At 75.3% G+C, this 16318-nt stretch carries 14 protein-coding genes; 6 read left to right on the forward strand and 8 right to left on the reverse strand.

Features of this window, described 5'->3' with window-relative positions; all coding sequences use genetic code 11:
* The first annotated feature begins 160 nt into the window (after nt 1-160).
* On the forward strand, nt 161-817 hold the full coding sequence (locus tag OG559_RS29540; RefSeq protein ID WP_405109935.1) for a TetR/AcrR family transcriptional regulator: 657 nt from the start codon (nt 161-163) through the stop codon (nt 815-817).
* A 200-nt stretch (nt 818-1017) separates the two neighbouring features.
* Here OG559_RS29540 and OG559_RS29545 read toward each other — a convergent pair whose 3' ends face one another.
* From OG559_RS29545 to OG559_RS29570, 6 genes are read right to left on the reverse strand one after another with little or no spacing between them, the layout of a single operon-like run.
* Nucleotides 1018-1323, reverse strand: a complete 306-nt coding sequence (locus OG559_RS29545; RefSeq protein ID WP_396672341.1) for a DUF2470 domain-containing protein — start codon at nt 1321-1323, stop codon at nt 1018-1020.
* Nucleotides 1320-1985, reverse strand: a complete 666-nt coding sequence (locus tag OG559_RS29550; RefSeq protein ID WP_405109938.1) for a heme oxygenase (biliverdin-producing) — start codon at nt 1983-1985, stop codon at nt 1320-1322. The genes OG559_RS29545 and OG559_RS29550 overlap by 4 nt, the downstream gene beginning before the upstream one ends.
* Nucleotides 1986-1987: 2 nt before the next feature.
* The gene (locus OG559_RS29555; protein ID WP_405109940.1) at nt 1988-2887 is read right to left on the reverse strand and encodes a heme ABC transporter ATP-binding protein; all 900 of its coding nucleotides are present in this window, start codon (nt 2885-2887) and stop codon (nt 1988-1990) included.
* Nucleotides 2884-3972, reverse strand: a complete 1089-nt coding sequence (locus OG559_RS29560) for a FecCD family ABC transporter permease (RefSeq protein ID WP_405109943.1) — start codon at nt 3970-3972, stop codon at nt 2884-2886. The genes OG559_RS29555 and OG559_RS29560 overlap by 4 nt, the downstream gene beginning before the upstream one ends.
* On the reverse strand, nt 3969-5030 hold the full coding sequence (locus tag OG559_RS29565) for a hemin ABC transporter substrate-binding protein (protein ID WP_405109946.1): 1062 nt from the start codon (nt 5028-5030) through the stop codon (nt 3969-3971). The genes OG559_RS29560 and OG559_RS29565 overlap by 4 nt, the downstream gene beginning before the upstream one ends.
* Nucleotides 5027-5863: a hypothetical protein gene (locus OG559_RS29570; RefSeq protein ID WP_405109949.1), complete on the reverse strand. Its 837-nt coding sequence runs from the start codon at nt 5861-5863 to the stop codon at nt 5027-5029. Before OG559_RS29570 ends, OG559_RS29565 begins: the two co-directional genes overlap by 4 nt.
* 191 nt (nt 5864-6054) lie before the next feature.
* Here OG559_RS29570 and OG559_RS29575 point away from each other — a divergent pair, with 191 nt between their 5' ends.
* From OG559_RS29575 to OG559_RS29585, 3 genes are all read left to right on the forward strand, one after another.
* Nucleotides 6055-7563 carry an HtaA domain-containing protein gene (locus OG559_RS29575; protein ID WP_405109952.1) on the forward strand — a complete coding sequence of 503 codons (1509 nt, stop codon included), beginning with the start codon at nt 6055-6057 and terminating at the stop codon, nt 7561-7563.
* A 91-nt stretch (nt 7564-7654) separates the two neighbouring features.
* Nucleotides 7655-8812 carry a WxL protein peptidoglycan domain-containing protein gene (locus OG559_RS29580; protein ID WP_405109955.1) on the forward strand — a complete coding sequence of 386 codons (1158 nt, stop codon included), beginning with the start codon at nt 7655-7657 and terminating at the stop codon, nt 8810-8812.
* Nucleotides 8809-9720 carry a hypothetical protein gene (locus OG559_RS29585; protein ID WP_405109958.1) on the forward strand — a complete coding sequence of 304 codons (912 nt, stop codon included), beginning with the start codon at nt 8809-8811 and terminating at the stop codon, nt 9718-9720. The genes OG559_RS29580 and OG559_RS29585 overlap by 4 nt, the downstream gene beginning before the upstream one ends.
* Here the strand turns inward: OG559_RS29585 and OG559_RS29590 are convergent.
* Both OG559_RS29590 and OG559_RS29595 read right to left on the reverse strand, forming a co-directional pair.
* A complete protein-coding gene (locus tag OG559_RS29590) occupies nt 9642-13061 on the reverse strand; it encodes a CHAT domain-containing protein (RefSeq protein ID WP_405109961.1) in 3420 nt (1139 codons plus the stop codon). The genes OG559_RS29585 and OG559_RS29590 overlap by 79 nt on opposite strands.
* 26 nt (nt 13062-13087) lie before the next feature.
* The gene (locus tag OG559_RS29595; protein WP_405109964.1) at nt 13088-14923 is read right to left on the reverse strand and encodes a WD40 repeat domain-containing protein; all 1836 of its coding nucleotides are present in this window, start codon (nt 14921-14923) and stop codon (nt 13088-13090) included.
* A gap of 104 nt (nt 14924-15027) precedes the next feature.
* Here OG559_RS29595 and OG559_RS29600 point away from each other — a divergent pair, with 104 nt between their 5' ends.
* Nucleotides 15028-15390, forward strand: coding sequence for a hypothetical protein (locus OG559_RS29600; RefSeq protein ID WP_396672330.1), 363 nt, complete (start codon nt 15028-15030; stop codon nt 15388-15390).
* A 3-nt stretch (nt 15391-15393) separates the two neighbouring features.
* Nucleotides 15394-16305 (forward strand): hypothetical protein, encoded by a 912-nt coding sequence (locus tag OG559_RS29605; RefSeq protein ID WP_405109967.1) that lies wholly within the window; start codon nt 15394-15396, stop codon nt 16303-16305.
* The last annotated feature ends 13 nt before the right edge of the window (nt 16306-16318 follow it).

The following is a 16318-nucleotide window of genomic DNA, read 5'->3' on the forward strand; positions in this document are numbered from 1 at the left end:
TGGGGTGTGGTCGGACGAGCACCGAAGGGACGAGGGCCGTCGCGGATTTCGTCACGCGTACTGACCCACCGAACAAATGTAAGTCACGTGGCTTACAAAGTCGCGGTCGGGTACCTTGATGTCCGTCACACCCGCCCCGACGTGCGAGGAGGTGCCCCCGATGGCCCGCTCAGAGGCGGCCCGGACCGCGCTGCTCGACGCGGCGGAACGCCTGTTCGCCGAGGCGGGCATAGCGCAGGTCTCCGACCGCAGGGTGGCCGAGGAGGCCGGCAACACCAACCACTCGGCCGTGCACTACTACTTCGGCGGCCGCGAGGGCCTGCTGCGGGCGCTGGTCACGCGGCACGGGATCGCGCTGGAGGAGCCCCGCCGGGCGATGTTCGCCCGCTCCGACTCGGTCCTCGACGACGTGCGGAGCCTCGTGATGCCGTCGATGGACGCCCTGGCCGCACTGCCCCGGCCGAGCTGGCGGGCCCGCTTCCTCAACCAGGCCATCAACGACCCGGCCACGGCCACGCTGATGCGCGAGTCCACGGAGTCCGTCCCGACCGCGACCCTGATCGCCCGTTCGGTGGCGTCCCGCCTCGCCCACCTGGATCAGGGGGTGGTGACCGCCCGGGCGAGCCTGATCGCCCTGATCGTCGCGACGGCCTGCTCGGAGGTCGAGGCACGCGCCGAACGGGGCGGGCAGGACCCGCGCTGGCACTCGGTGGGCGACTTCCTGTCCGACGCCATCACCGGGATGCTGCTCGCCCCCATCAGCCAGGCGGGGAGCAGGAACCCGTTGACCGAGACGCCGACGCCGCCGGTGCCGTAAGGGCACGGCCGTGCCGGCGCGGCACGTGCCACGGGTGCCGTCACCGGGGCCCCGGCCAGCGGCCCACCCGTCGCCGCGACCACCACGGCGGCGCCGCCGTGGTGGTCGACGTTCCCGCCACCGACACCGATGGCGGCACCCTCAACATCGTCACCGGCAGCGGAACCACCGGGCGGACCAGGTGGCCCGCCACGGCGGGGTCAGCCGGCCGGACGTGGCGGGAGCCCGAGCCGCTGGCACGCCTCCTGGTACATCCGCACCACCTCCTGCCGGATCTGGACCCGTTCGGTCAGCCGGTGGGCGAACGGGACGCGCACCGGAACCTCGATGTCGTGCACGGTGACGGCGAACTCCATCCCGTCGACGTCCAGCCCGGTGACCCGGGCCCGGGTGGCAGCCGGCTGCCCGCCGAGCGCCCGACAGATGAGCAGCGAGTCCCCGCCGTGGTCGTCGTTCATGTGCCGGCTGACGGCGGCGACCACCTCCGGGGAGAACGGGGCGCTCACGCTGCCGCCTCCGCGCCGTCACCCGGCACGAGCCGGGACAGGCCGGCGAGGACCTCGGTGTTGTGCCGGTACGCCACGAGCACCTCCGCCAGCAGGGTGGCCCGCCCCGCCTCGTCGAACGGGAGGGCGTCCAGCCTGGCCCGGTAGGCGTCCTTGTACGCCCTGGGGTCGGGGATCCGGTCGAACCGGTAGAACGCCGCGCCGGCCTCCCCCGTCAGGCCGTGGTGCCGGGCGAGCGACCGACCGATGTGCAGCCCGCCGGAGAGGTCGCCGAGGTAGCGGGTGTAGTGGTGGGCGATGAACCGTTCCGGCGACCCGGCGCAGACCTCGCCGATGCGCTCGGCGTAGGAGACGGTCGCCGGGTCCGGATCGACCCGTCCGCGCCAGTCGGGCCCGAGCAGGAACTCCAGGTCCGCGGCGAGAGCGGGCAGCCGGGTCAGCGCGTCGTCGACGAACGGGCCGGCGAGCGGGTGGTGGCGCATCGCCTCGGCGGCGTGCTCCAGCGCCTCGTAGATCACGTGGTGCTGGACCACCATCGCGGTGTAGCCGGCGCGGTCCAGGTCGCCGGCCACCAGGGCGGTGACGTACCGCTGGGACTCGGCGGCCTGGTGGGCCTCCCGGCCGGTGGCACGCAGTTGCGCCGAGAACGGGATGCTGGTCATCGTCATCTCTCCTCCAGGGTGACGGGGGGTCGCACCGCTGGCCGGCGTCGGGGGACGATCAGCGGCAGTCGGGTACGCGGGTGCGGCACGACCTCGACATCGTGCCGGTAGACCTCGCTGAGCAGCGGGGCGGTGAACACCTCGGCCGGCGGGCCCACGGCCCGCACCCGGCCGTCGGCGAGCAGGGTAACGGTGTCCGCGTACGCGCCGGCCAGGGCCAGGTCGTGCAGCACGGCCACCACGGCGTCGCCGGCTCGCGCCCGGTCGCGGGCGATCCGCATGACCAACTCCTGGTGGCGCAGGTCGAGGGCGGCGGTCGGTTCGTCGAGCAGCAGCACGACGGCCTGCTGCGCCAGCGTCCGGGCCAGCGCGACGCGCGCCTGCTCGCCGCCGGACAGCGACGGGTATGGCCGGGCGGCGAACCCGGCCACGTCGCACCGTCGCAGGGCTTCGGCGACGATCTCGTCGTCCCGCCGCTGTTCGGGCCTGCCCGCCCAGGGCGCCCGTCCCATCCGCACCACCTCGTCGACCGTGAACGGAAAGCTCAGCGTGCTGCGCTGGGGCAGCACGGCCCGGCGCATCGCCAGCTCCACCGGGGACCAGCCGGCCAGCGGCACCCTGTCGATCTCGATGGTGCCCGCTGCGGCCGGCAGATCGCCACTGACGGCGGCCAGCAGAGTGGATTTGCCCGCGCCGTTCGGCCCGACCAGGGCGTGCACCTCCCCGGCACGGACCCGCAGGTCGACCCCGTCGAGCACCGGCCGCCCGGCGCGGGTTACGCGCAGGCCGGCTACCTGGACGCGGGGGTCGCCGGCTGGCACCGGGACCGGCACCCGGGGCGCCGACCAGCGGCGCTGGCCGCGCGGCCAGCGGCGCGTCGCCCCGCCCGCGAGCGGGCTCATCCCCAGCCTCCGGCCCGGCCCCGGGTGCGGCGCAGCAGCCAGAAGAACGCCGGCCCGCCGACGACCGCGGTGAGCACCCCGAGCGGGAGTTCCTGGTGGTCGACCAGGGTGCGGGCGGCGAGGTCGGCCGCGATCACCACGATCGCCCCGCCGAGCGCGCTGGCCGGCAGCAGCACCCGGTGTCCCGGGCCGGCGACCATGCGGACCAGGTGCGGCACCACCAGGCCGATGAAGCTGATGATGCCGGTGAAGGCCACGGCCGCCGCGCCGAGCAGCGCGGTCACCACGATCATCCGGATCCGCAGCCGCTCGACGTCGACCCCGAGGTGCCGGGCGGCGGACTCGCCGAGGGCGAGCAGGTCGAGCCTGCGGGCGTCGGCGCACGCGACGCCGAGCCCGACCACCAGGCAGGGCGTGGCCAGGGCCACCGCCGACCAGTTCGCCGGGGCGAGGCTGCCCAGGTTCCAGAAGGCGATGGCCTGCACCCCGGCCTCGTCGCCGACGAACATGAGCAGGCCGATCACCGCGCCGGCCACCGCGTTGACCGCCACGCCGGTCAGCACCAGGGTCACCACCTCGGTCCGGCCGCCGGAGCGGGCCAGCAGGTAGACGGCGTACGTGGTGGCCAGCCCGCCGGCGAAGGCGGCGGCGGGCACCGTCCAGCCGCCCAGGACGGTGACGCCGGTGACGATGGCCAGGGCCGCCCCGACCGCCGCCCCGGCGGACACCCCGATCACGCCGGGTTCGGCCAGCGGGTTTCCGAACACGCCCTGCATGACGGCGCCCGCGCAGCCGAGCGCGGCACCGACCACGGCGGCCAGCACCACCCGGGGAAAGCGGACGATCCACAGCGCGTTCTCGCCCTGGGGGTTGGCCGGCGGGGTGCCGATGTCCAGGCCGAGCCGGTGCAGGACGGAGCCGAGCACCTCGGCCGGGGAGACCTGGACCTGCCCCCGGCCCGCCGCGACGAGGACGACCAGCACCAGGGCGGCACCGAGCCCGGCGAGGAGCGCCGGCCCGCGGCCGCCCCGGCGGCCCGCGACGGGGTCCGCCGGGCGTCGGGCGGTGGTGTCGACGCCGGTCACGACGGCTTTCCGCAGGAGTACACGGCCGAGGCCAGGGCCTGCACGGCCGGCCCGGATCGGGTGCCGAAGGTGAGCAGGACCCCGTCATCCATGTCGACGATCCGGCGGGCCGCGCCGGCCGGGGTCTGCGCGACCCCGGGGAGCTTCAGCAGGCCCTCGACGCCACCGACGGAGGCGAGGCCGGCGCTCATCACCAGGATCACGTCCGGTGCCGCGTTGATCAGGCCCTCGCTGGTCAGCGGGCGGAACTTGGTCAGGCCGGCGGCGCTGCCGGCGTCCACCCCGCCGATCGCCTCGATCATCGCGTCCGAGCCGGCTCCCCGGCCGCCGATCAGGTAGACACCGGCGGTGCCGCGCAGGTAGAGGAAGGCGATCCGGGGGGCACTGCGCTGCGGCGCGGCGCGGCGGGCGGCGGCGATCTCGCCCTCGACACGGGCCACGAGCTGCTCGCCGGCCGCCGCGACGCCGAGGGCCGCCGCCACCGCGCGGATGTGCCCCGGTACGGCGGCGAGGGTCTGCTCGGCCTCGACCATGACGACGGGGATGCCGGAGGCGCGGAGCTGGCGCAGCGCCTCCGGCGGCCCGATGGTGTCGTCGGCGAGCACCACGCTCGGGTTGAGGGCGAGCACCGCCTCGGCGGACAGGTCGTGCCCGGCCGGGGTCACCACCGGCAGGTGCGCGGCGGACGGGAAGGTGGTCGAGGTGTCGCGCCCGATGACGTCGCCGCCGAGGCCGAGGGCGAACACGGTCTCGGCGATCGACCCGGAGAGGTTCACCGGCAGGATCCGGCCGGCGTCGGTGACGGTGGCGGTGACGCCGTCGGCGGAGGTGACGGTGGCCGGGAGGACGGGCGTCGGCGCGGGCCGCAGCGCGGTGACGTCGGTGCTGCCGATGGTGGCGGTGACCGGCCCGCAGGCGGTCGGGTCCGCCGGAGCGACGCCGGCGATGGGCGTGGAGCAGGCGGCGACGGCTCCGACGAGCAGCGCCAGCACAGCGGGCAGGCAGGGACGGCGGGCGGCTGTCGGGGCGGTCCGGCGGCGGCCGGCGGGGGCGGTCACCGGGCCGCTTTCCGGCGGCGCCACCGGCGCAGGACCAGCAGCGCCGTGGCCGCCACCACGAGGAGCAGCAGCGCGAGGGTCCACCCCCGGCCGACACCCGAGGCCGCGCTGACCCGGCTGACCGCCAGCTCGGTCGCGCCGGCGCCTGCCCCGGGGGCGCCGTCGGCGGCGGGAGTTCCGGCCACCGGGGCACCGGCGGGGGTGGCGGGACCGGTCCGACCGGCCGCGGTGGCCGGCGGGGCGGTGGGGGCACCGGTGGCGCCCGACGCGGTCCGGCCCGGGGCTGCGGCGCCGGGCGGCGCCGGGCGCGGGGTGGCCGGCTTGGAGGCGACGGCGCGGGCGAAGGTCACCGGCACCCGGACGTCCTGGGACCGGTCGGCGGCGCGGGTGTGGTCGGCGCGGGTGATGACCGCGCACCGGCGGGTGGCGCAGTCGACGGCGCCGATGGTGGGGGTGACCCGGAGGGTGGCCCGGAACGTTCCGCCCGCGCCGTAGGGCACGGCCAGCCCCTCACCGTAGGAGGGCGGGTTCGACGAGATCCAGTGGGACGCCCCGAGCTCGCCGGTGGTGTCGGCGCCCCCGCCGCACGGGCTGGGCACCGCGCCCGCCCCGTTGTCCACACAGAACGCCACGTAGATGCCCTTGGTGACGTCGTACCCACGGCCGGAGACGGTCACGGTCGCGCCCGAGCTGCCCAGCCCGGTGCTCGGGGTGACGGTGAGCGTCTGACCGCCCGCGCCGCGGCCGGTGCCCGCCTGCGCGGGAGCCGGAGCGGCGACGACACCCAGAGTGATCAGGGCGGTGGCCAGGATGGCGTGGCGCCGTGCTCGCATCGGACTCCTCACGCGACAGGGGACGGCATCGGCGGCCGACCCGAAATTAGGTTTGCCTAACCTAAGTCACGAACCCGCTGCTCACAAGGGGTTGTTCGGTTTCGGATCTTGACTCAATTGCGGATGGCGGCAGAAGTTAGGGTTGCCTAACCTCAATCACCGTCCGTAACGGATCGAGAGAGGAAATCAGCATGGTCCGATCCAGAGCCGGTCACGCCTGGCGGCGGTCGATGCGTTGGGCGGCGGTCGCCACCCTGGGCCTGTCGGCCGCACTCGCGGGTGCCGGCCCCGCCTCGGCAGCCGAGGCCGACATCACCGGCGGCAGCCTGACCTGGGGCTTCAAGCAGACGTTCCGCACCTACGTCTCGGGCGGCAACGGCAGCCCGCCGATCGCGGTGAGCAACGGGGCCACCGTCAACGCCGACGGGACGTTCACCTTCCCGTCGACGGGGGGCACCCACGACTCCGCCACCGGCGCCACCAGCGCCCGGTACGGCGGCACCGTGGTCTTCTCGTACCCCGGGCACTTCTTCAAAATCACCCTGGCCAACCCGACCGTCGACGTCTCCGGCGGCACCGCCGCCCTGAAGGCGGACGTGGACCTGGTCACGACGGCAGCCGAACCGGTCTCGGTGCGGCAGGCGACCATCGCCACCCTCGCCGTGAACGGCGGCAACCCCGGCGGCGGCGCGGGCACGGTGACCGGCACCAGCCTCGCGGCGACGCTGACCAGCGCGGGCGCCTCGGCGTTCAACGGCTTCTACGCCGCCGGCGACGCGCTCGACCCGGTGTCGTTCACCGCCACCACCGGTGGCACCGGGCCGGCGGGTCCTGCGGTGTCGGTCACCCCGTCCAGCGGGCTCGACCCGGCCGGGGCGACGATCACGGTCGAGGGCTCCGGCTTCGATCCGGCGGCCAACCGGGGGGCCGGCTTCTACGTCTCGTTCGGTCCGAAGGTCGACCAGCACTGGCTGAACGCCGGCGTGTTCCAGGTGACCAAGTGGGTGAGCCCGACGAACCAGCCCACCGAGTCACGGGACAAGCTCAACGCCGACGGCACCTTCCGCACCACGTTGCCGATCAGCGCGGCCTACACCGACAGCACCGGCAAGCAGGTCGACTGCCTGGCGGTGCAGTGCTACGTGGTCACCTTCGCCGCACACGGCTCGACCGACCGCAGCCAGGACACCTTCGCCCCGGTCACCTTCACCCGGGCCGGTACCGGCGGCGGCGACGACGCCCAGCAGCGGATCACCGCCACCGTGACGGGCGGTCCGCTGACCCTGAGCGTGGCCGGTTCCGCCGTCGCGCTGCCGGCCGTGACCAACGGTCAGGTGGCCAGCGGTGCCCTGCACGACGCCACTGTGGCGGACCTGCGGGGCACCAACGCCGGATGGAGCCTGGTCGGTGAGGTGTCCGACTTCACCTCCGCCACCGGCGCAGTCATCGCCGCGGACAACCTCGGCTGGACGCCGAGCGCGGTCACGGTCGACGACCCACTCGGGGGCACCGTCGGCACCGTCACGCCGGGCGCGGTCGCGGCGCCGGGCGCCGGCCTCGGGGCGGCCCGGGCACTGTGCACCTCGCCCACCGGGGCCAGCGGCGGCACCTTCGCCTGCGGCGCCCAGCTCAACCTGGGCGTGCCGGCGTCCGCCGCGGCGGGCGACTACACGACGACCCTCACCCTGACCCTCTCCTAGGTCGGGACCGAGTCACCGGTGGGGCTGGTCGTTTCCCCGTCCCGCCCCACCGGCCGTCCGGCCCACCGCGTCCACCCCTCCGGAGCCCGGCATGTCCCTCGTCACCCTCCTGTCCCGGACCGGCGCCGCACTCGCCGCCGCGCTGCTCACGGCGGCGCTCGCGCCACCGGCCGCCGCCGCAGCGCCGGCCATCGCGCCCACGCCGTCGCCAGCTGGCACCATGCCCGCGCCGGGCCGAGCCGGGCCGGCGTCGCCGGCTCCCAGCCCCGCCGCCACCCGGTGGGCGGTCCAGCCGTCCGGGCCGAAGGGCCCGACCGGACGCAACTACTTCGTCCACGACCTGACCCCCGGCAGCACCCTCACCGACCACGTCGGCGTCAGCAACCTCAGCAACCGGCCGCTGACCTTCCAGGTGTACGGCACCGACGCGTATACCACCGCCGACGGCGCGTTCGCCCTGCTGCCGGCGGACCGGGCGGCCACCGACGTCGGCTCCTGGATCAGCTTCGACCGGCGGAGCTGGACGGTGCAGCCCGGCCAGCGGGCCGACCTCCCGTTCCGGCTGAGCGTGCCCGCCAACGCCACCCCCGGCGACCACGCGGGCGGGGTGATCGCCGCCATCGCCCAGGCCCGCACCACCGCCGACGGGCAGCAGGTCCGGGTGGACCAGCGGCTGGCCGCGCGGGTCTACCTCCGGGTCGCCGGCGACCTCCGCCCCGCCGCCACGATCGAGTCGGTACGCGTCAGCTACGACAACCCGGTCAACCCGGCCAACGGGGGCGACGCCGTCGTCACCTACCGGCTGCGCAACACCGGCAACGTACGCCTCGGCGGCACCGGCACGGTGACCCTCGACGGTCCGCTCGGCTGGCGCCTGGCCCGCACCGCCCCGGTCGACCTGCCCGAGCTGCTGCCCGGCGCGGTCTTCACCGTCACCGAGCGGGTCACCGGCGTGCCGCCGGCGCTGCGGCTGACCGCTGAGGTGGACCTCGCGCCGACCACCGTGGACACCGCGCTGCCGCCGGTGCTGCGCACCGCGACCACCTGGGCCCCGCCGTGGCTGCTGCTCGCCGGTCTGGCCGTGCTGGCCGGCTGGCTCGCCGCCCGCTGGCGCCGCCGCGTCGCCGCCGCGCGGGCCTCCCCCGCCGGCGGACCGGCCGTGGCCACGGGGACGGACCCGGGTCTGCCGGCCTGCGGCCCGCCCGCAGCGGCCCGGCCCGCCACCGGCCCCGCGACCGGAACGCCGTGACCCCGCTCACGCCGATCGGCGTCGCGTTGCTGGCGCTGGCCGCCGCCGCGCCCACCCCCGCGCCCGCGTCGACCGGCACGCCGTCGGCGGTACCGGGGATCACTGTTCCGGCCGGCACGCTCCGGGCCGGTCAGCAGGTCCTGGTGGCCCTGCGCGGCTGGCCGGCCGGCACCGTGCAGATCGAGGTCTGCGGCAACGCCGGCCGGCGCGGCGCGCTCGACTGCGCGGCCAGCCACGCCAGCGACGGGCACGTACCGCCCTCGGGGGCGGCGACCCTGCCGGTGGTGCTCGCCGCCCCGCCGGTCGCCTGCCCCTGCGTGCTGACGGCCCGCACACCCACCGGCTCCGCCCGCGCCACCGTCGCCCTGCCGCTGACCGGCGTGACCGCGCGCCCCGCCCCGGCCCCGGCCGGCACCCCGGAGCTGGTCGTCGTCAGCCTGCGCGCCGCCGACGGCTCCGGGATTGCCGGCTGGTTCGGCCTCCCCGGTGACCTGACCGTGGACCTCACCCTGCGCAACACCGGCCCCGTCGACGTGGTCGACCCCCCGTTCAGTTTGCTGTTCGGCCGCCCCGAGCGGGTGCACGGGGTGGTCGACGCCCCGGCGCTCGGCACGATCGCCGCCGGGCAGACCCGGCAGTACCGGATCCGGGTCCCGATGGACATCGCCACCGTCGGCCGGCACGAGCTGCAGGGCCGGATCGAACCGCCCGACCGGCCGCTGGCCTTCACCGTCGAGGCGGCCCGCTGTCCCTGGGGCCTGCTGGCCCTGGCCGCCGCGCCGATCGTGCTGGCGCTGGCCCGGACGCTTCGGCGTCCCGCCCCGGGGCACTATGGGCCGCTGTGCACCAGCAGGGCCCAGAGTTCCGGGGAGTCCGGGTGCTCGTCGCGCAGTTCGAGCGTCACCTGACGCAGCGCGTGCGCGGCGGTGTCCGCAGTCGGGGTGTCGGGCAACCTGCGGTAGAACGAGCGGGCCGCCTGGACGGCCACCTGGTCGACGAGCGGCCACAGACTCGCCACCACGTGCCGGAAACCGGCGAGATGGAACGCGGACGCGAGGTGGAGCACCTCGTCGGCGTACCTGCTGCCGTGGTTCGCGGTGGAGCAGGCGGACAGGTAGGCCAGCTCCGCCCGGGGCAACCGCAGGGCGCCGATGTCGGGAAGCCGGAGCGTCGCATCGTGCAGCAGCAGTCCGCTGTCGGCCTGGGAGGACGCTTCGACGACAGCGTGGCAGGCGAAGTGCGTCCAGGTGGCCTCGGTCATCGCGTGGAGGACCCGGTCGGTGGTGGCGTCCTCATTGAGCAACGTCGGCCCACCCAGCACCGTCGCCTCGTCCAGGGCACCGGGCAGCTCGGCCTGCCCGGGCGTCTGCTGCATCGCGACGGTGAGGGGGCGTCGGCTCCCGGCGGGCGGACGCGCGCGGGCCTCGCGCAGCGTCCGTAGGGAGGGCACGTACGACGACACGAGGGCGTCGAGCGCGCCCGGCCGGCCGGGACGCCCGGCGGCGTGCAGCGGCAGCAGCCCCAGCAGGCCGGTCGGCAACCACCACACCCGATGCCCACCGGCCGGCCGGTCCGGCAGGGCCCGCACCACCGGGGCGACGGCGGCGTCCCACAGCCAGCCCAGCACGTCGCTCACGACCTGACGCCTGCGCAGCGAGGACGCCAGGCTCGGCGCGGCGGTGACGGCGGCCAGCAGCGTGTCGACCCTGGCCACCACGTCGACCATCCGCAGGTCGGGCAGTTCCACCAGGATCGGGTCGGCGTCCGCCGGCACGATGACGGCGTCGCTGCGGTGCCGGCTGGCGTTGATCAGTACGCCGTACCCGCCCTCCACAGCCGGTCGCAGGTCGACCAGCCGTGGCGCGGCCAGGAATCCGTCCAGCCCGGGCAGGGCGCCGATCTCGGCCAGCAGGCCGTCGTAGTCCGACCACCATCGCTTCCGCTCCCCGGCGGGGAAGCCCGGGGTGTTGAGCCGCTCGCACACCCATCGGAACCTGGCGGCGAGCCGTGGATCCTGCTGACGGAGCCCGTCGAGGTCGACGCGGGTGCTCGCCTGACCGGCCAGCAGGACCCCCCGGCCGCGCTCGGCGAACTCCACCGCCCCGGCGGGGTCGCCGATCACGCAGTGCGCGGCCACCCCGGCCCCGACCAGACCGAAGTGTTCGCCGAGCCGATGCTGCTGGTCCGCCCACCCGGCCTCCCGGGGCGCGACGGACGGCAGGAACGCCGCCGCCGCGTCCAGCATCCGCACGGCGAGCTGTGGATCGCCGACGGTCTGGGCGAGGGCACCGACCGCGTGGTGGGCCGCCACCCGGTCGACCGGTGCGGCCGATGCCGCCTCGCGTACCTCCCCCGCCAGTTCCCGGAGCCGCGCCCCGTCCAGGCCGCGACCCTCGCCACCGGCGCGCTCCTCCCCGGCGGCACAGAGCAGGGCCACCAACCGGGACCGACCCGGATGGCCGCTCGGCGTGACCGCCAGCGCCCGCTCGGCGAGGGCGACGGCGGCCTCGACATCCGCCGGTGACCGGGCGAACCGGTAGCGGGTCAACCGGGCCGCGGCGAGGTCCGCCAGCCGCTCCGGCAGGTCGAGGTGGTCGTCCGGGGTGCGGGCCACCGCCCGGCCCCCGAGGTCGATCGCCCGTCCCAGGTCCTCCCGGCCCGGCCGCTGGACGTGCCGGCTCAGGTAGGCGGCCGCGGTCCGGGCCTGCCGGGCGGCGAGGGCGAAGTCGTCGTCACCGGTGGCGGCGATCGACCGCTCGCCGAGGTCGACCGCCCGGTCCAGATCGGCCAGCTCGTGGCTGACGCGGCTGCGTAGCTGGTATGCCTGTCCCAGGACGGACGCCCATTCCGGCCGGCAGGCCGGCGCGCCGGCAGTCACCTGCTCGCCCAGCTCGATCGCCGCGGCCAACTCGACGAGCACCCCCGTCTCCAGGTGACGGGTCAGCCGCACGGCCACGAGGTCCATCGAGACCTGCGCCCGTTCGGGACGGCCGGCCGGAATCGCGGCGAGGGCCCACCCGAGGAGGGTCAGGGCGCGGTTCAGGTCGGTGTCCGCGCCGAGACGGCGGTAGCGCTGGTGCAGAGCCGCGGCGAGGCAACGCAGTACGTCGGGCCGGCGGGGATGCTCGTCCTCCAGCAGCGCCAGCGCGTCCTCGTTGAGTTCCACGGCCCGCCGTAGGTCGAGCACTTCGTGACTGCGCTCGTACCGCTTCAGCAGGATCGCGGCGGCGTCCGCCAACTGGACGGCCCGCTGCGGATCGTCGTCCGGTGCCTGGGTCACGACCTGCTCGGCCAGGTCGGCCGCCCGCCACAGGTCCGCCCGGTTCCCGGACCGCTCGTAGCGGCACAGCAACGCCTCGGCGAGATTCACCAGAACCGGGGTGCTCTCCCGACCGCCCGACAGCGCGGCGGCCCGTTCCGCCAGGGTCACCGCCTGTTCGATGTCTGCCGGCTCGTCGTCCTGGCCGTAGCGTTGCCGGTGGGCCGCGCTCAGCTCCGTCAACAGGGCGGCGTCCCGGCCGTCCCGGGCCGTCGCCGCGGTGAGCAGGTCGACGACCTGACGCAGATCGGCGGGTTCCGCCCGCAACCGGTGCCGGCACCGGTAGGCCCGGGCGAGATCGGCTTCCAGCGCGGCGGGTGGGCCACCGTCGCGGCGTGCGACCGCTGCCGCCTGTTCGCCCCAGGTGATGGCCTGGTCGAGGTCGTTCGCGGAGCCGTCGCGCTCGTGGCGGCGGCGCAGCGCCAGGCAGAGCCGGGCCAGCAGGCCGGCGAGGCGCGGATCCCGCTGTGGCATCCGTCGGGCCGCGGGCTCCAGCAGGAGGATGGCCGCGTCGAGCAGGGCCGGTTCGTGGTCGACGGCTGACGCGTCCAGCAACGTCACCGCCGCGTCCGCCTGCTCGCCGGGCTCGGTGAACCGGCCGACCATCGGCCGCAGCTGCGCCGGGACGGCCCGGACGTCGTCCGCGACCTCGTCCACGCAGAGCAGGGACCGGGCCAGATCGACGTGACCACCGCCTTGCGGCGCATGACGCCAGCGGTGGTAGTGGAACCAGCCCAGCCTGAGGCTCGCCGTGGCGACCCGTGCCTCGACGGCGGCGCAGGCGGTCCCCGGGTCGTTCGTCCGCAGCAGCCGCCACAGGGCTGTCGCGTCCCGTTCCGCAGTGACGGAGAAGAGCTGCTCCGGGCCACTGCCCTGGTGGTAGCCGGTGACCCGGTCGGCCACCAGCCAGGTGAGTTCGTCGATGAGCACGTGGGTGCCCTATGCCGCGTACGCCGTCACCAGCGCACGTCCAGTTGGACGACGCGGGGTGGGACGGTCGCGCCGCCGACCGCCAGCAGCAGTCGACCGTCCGGCGCAACGGCGAGGTCGACGGCCGGGTTGGGCCTCGTGTCGCCGTGGTCCAGGCCGGCGAGCAGTGCCCCCGACTCGACCTCCCAGGCCCTGGTGTGTCGGCCGACGGTGGCCGCGACGACCACCCGCAGGTCGGGCAGCACCGCGAGGGCGACGTCACCGATGCCGGGCTCGGGCATGGTCAACGTCCGTATCTCCCGGCCGGTGTGCCCGTCCCAGACCCGCACCTCGGCACCGGCGACGGCCGCCACCCGGAACGACCGGTCGGCCAGCGTCGCCACCGCGACCGCCGGCCGGTGCTGGCCAAAACCGTCGTGACCCATCGTCAGCTCGTGCAACCGGCGCCCGGTGGTGGCATCCCAGACCTGGGCCGGAGCGACGCCCAGCGGGTCCACCCCCGCCACCACGCACAGGTGCCCGTCGGCGAGCAGCGCGCCGGCTGTCGACCACACCAGATTGACGCCTGGCTCCCCCACCGTCAGCTCCGTCAGCAGCGCCCTGTTCTCGACGTTCCAGACCCGGATCGTGGCGTCGTCGCCCCCGGTGACCAGCAGCGGCACCCGCCCCTGCGGGAGGGCCCAGAAGAGCGCGTTGACGGGACGACGGTGCGCCTCGATCTCCACCAGGGGTGACCCGTCCCTCGTGGACCAGGCTCGCGCCAGCCCGTCCTTTCCTCCGGTCGCCAGCACCGAGGTGCCGTCGGAGAGCACGGCCGTCCCGACCGACAGGACCCATTCGCTGTGGCCGGAGACGTCGACGACTCGCCGGCCGGTGCGGACGTTCCACAGCGTCGCGCCGTCGTCGTGGCCGGCGGCGAGGAGTTGCCGACCGTCGGGGAGCACAGCCAGGGCCAGGGCGTTCACGGACGACGGCCAGTCCTCGTTCCGCCACGCGGCGGGGGTGACCTCCCGGACATCGGTCGAGGTCGGCCCCCAGTCCCGGGGCTCGGCAGTCATCGGGCCCACCGCGCCCGGCGGTACCGGCGCGGGGTCTGTGCTTACCGGCCACCGGGACCGGTACGGCAGGCCGTAGAGGCTGTTGTACTCGTCGAGGTCGTCCGCGGCGAGAATGACGCCGTCATCCAGGACGTGGAGCCCCGCCGGCGGCTTGGACCTGCGGCTGACCGGTGCGTCGGGCACGTCGCTGGACCGGTACGGGAGGTCCTCGTCTGCGTTGTCGCGGACCGACTCCTCGTAGTCGGCGTCCGCCATCGCCTGATCGGCGTGGTCGACGACCAGCCAGTCCACCCCCGACTCCCGGGCCGTCGACGCGGCATAGCGGTCCCGCCCGTGGTAGGGGTCCCGATACCTCACCAGCTCGATGGCGCCGTCGAGAAGCGCATGCGTCTCGGTGCGGCGCAGCGTGGTGCCCTCGTTGATCGCCCGGAGGAACCCGCCCCAGATCCGCTCCCGTTCGCGGCCCCAGCACGCGTAGAGCGAATCCTCGTGGGTGGCGTAGAGCACCCGTGAACCATCGGGCCGGCACACCGCCGAGAAGGGCGCATGATCGATGTCGATCTGCTTCCATTGCCCGTCGTGGTGGCCCATCAGCCCACGGACGGCCCGCCAGGCCGCATGCCGGTCGCCGAACTCGCGAAGGCCGAACCCCCGGTGCCGGACGTACCATCCGCCGCCCGCGACGGTCCCGACCTGGAGGTGCACGGTGCCGCCCACCACGGCCGACTCGTCGACCGCCCACTGCATGACGGCGACCCGGCGCGTGTCGTCCACGGGAAATTCCGCGATGGGATCACTGGCCACCCAGGTGATGCTAGCCGCGTCACCACTACCGGCCACAAGGGACACACCCGCGTCCCGTGCACCGGTTTTGGCGCGGTGCGCCGCCTACCGATACATTCCCGGCCGTGGATGACGAGCGGGTCAGGCTGGTCGAGCGGTGCACGTTGGCCGGACTCTGTGACGACCTGCCGGCGCTACGGGCGTACTTCGCCGCGGGATCCGAGCAGCAACGGCTGCTGCTCGCCAGCATCGAGACCGAGGCCCGGGCACGCCGACCGGTCGCCGGGCTGGTCACCCGGCTGCTGGGCGCGGGAGCCACCGGAACCTCGCGTAACCTGGGCGCCGGCCTACCGGGCTCCGGCCCCGGACGGGCCGACGAGGAGTCGTTCGGCTGCCCCGACCACGCGTGTGACCGGGTGCTCGCCGCCGTACCGGCCGGGCCGGCACCGCGATGCCTGCTCACCGGCCTGCCGATGAGCAGGCGATGACCGGTGAACAACTTCTTCGGGGAACTGGCCAAGCAGCTCGCGGAGCGCTGGGTCGGGCTGCTCGCGGTACCCGGTCTGCTCTTCGTCGCCACCGCCTGGGCCGGCCTCCGGCTCGGCTGGTCGCACGCCGTCGACCTGCCGCTGCTGGCGGCGGGGGCGACCGAACTCGGATCCACCCTGGGGAGGGCCCCCGGGCCAGCCCAGGCGCTGGTCGCGATCGGGCTGCTCCTCGCCGCCAGCGGTGTCGGACTGACCGTGCAGGCACTTGCCGCGCCGGTCCGGGCCTGGCTGCTGGGGCTGTGGCCGCCAGGGCTGCACTGGGCACGGAAGCGGCTGGCCGGCGCGCGGAGCAGCCGCTGGCACCGGTTGGTGGCGAACCGGTGGAAACTGCAGAACGGGTATCCGGCGGCCAGCCGGACACCCGCTCAGCAGGCCGAGATCGACGACGCGGCAGCCCGGGTCAATCGGCTCGCCCTGGCCGCACCGACGCGACCGACCTGGATGGGCGACCGGATCGCGACGGTGGAACAGGTCGCCCTCGACCGGTACGGGCTGGACCTGCGTTTCGGCTGGTCGCGCCTGTGGCTCGTGCTGCCCGACACCGTGCGGGCCGATCTCGGCACGGCCAACGGCCAGTTCGCCGCCACGGTGGTCACCACCGCGTGGGCGCTGCCGTACGTCGTGCTGGGAATCGTGTGGTGGCCGGCGCTGCTGATCGCGCTGGCGGTGGGGTTGACCGGTTGGGTCCGGGCCAGGGCAGCCGTGGCCGACCTCGCCGATCTCAGCGAGGCCGTGCTCGACGTCCACGGCCGCACGCTGGCCGTCGCGCTCGGCGTCGCACCGCTGGAGAGCGCCGGGCCGCTCAGCCTGTCCGAGGGCGCCGAGATCACCCGCCACGTGCGCAAGGGGCGCTGACCACGGGCTCGGT

The sequence above is a fragment of the Micromonospora sp. NBC_01405 genome (assembly GCF_045040155.1).
GTDB lineage: Bacteria > Actinomycetota > Actinomycetes > Mycobacteriales > Micromonosporaceae > Micromonospora.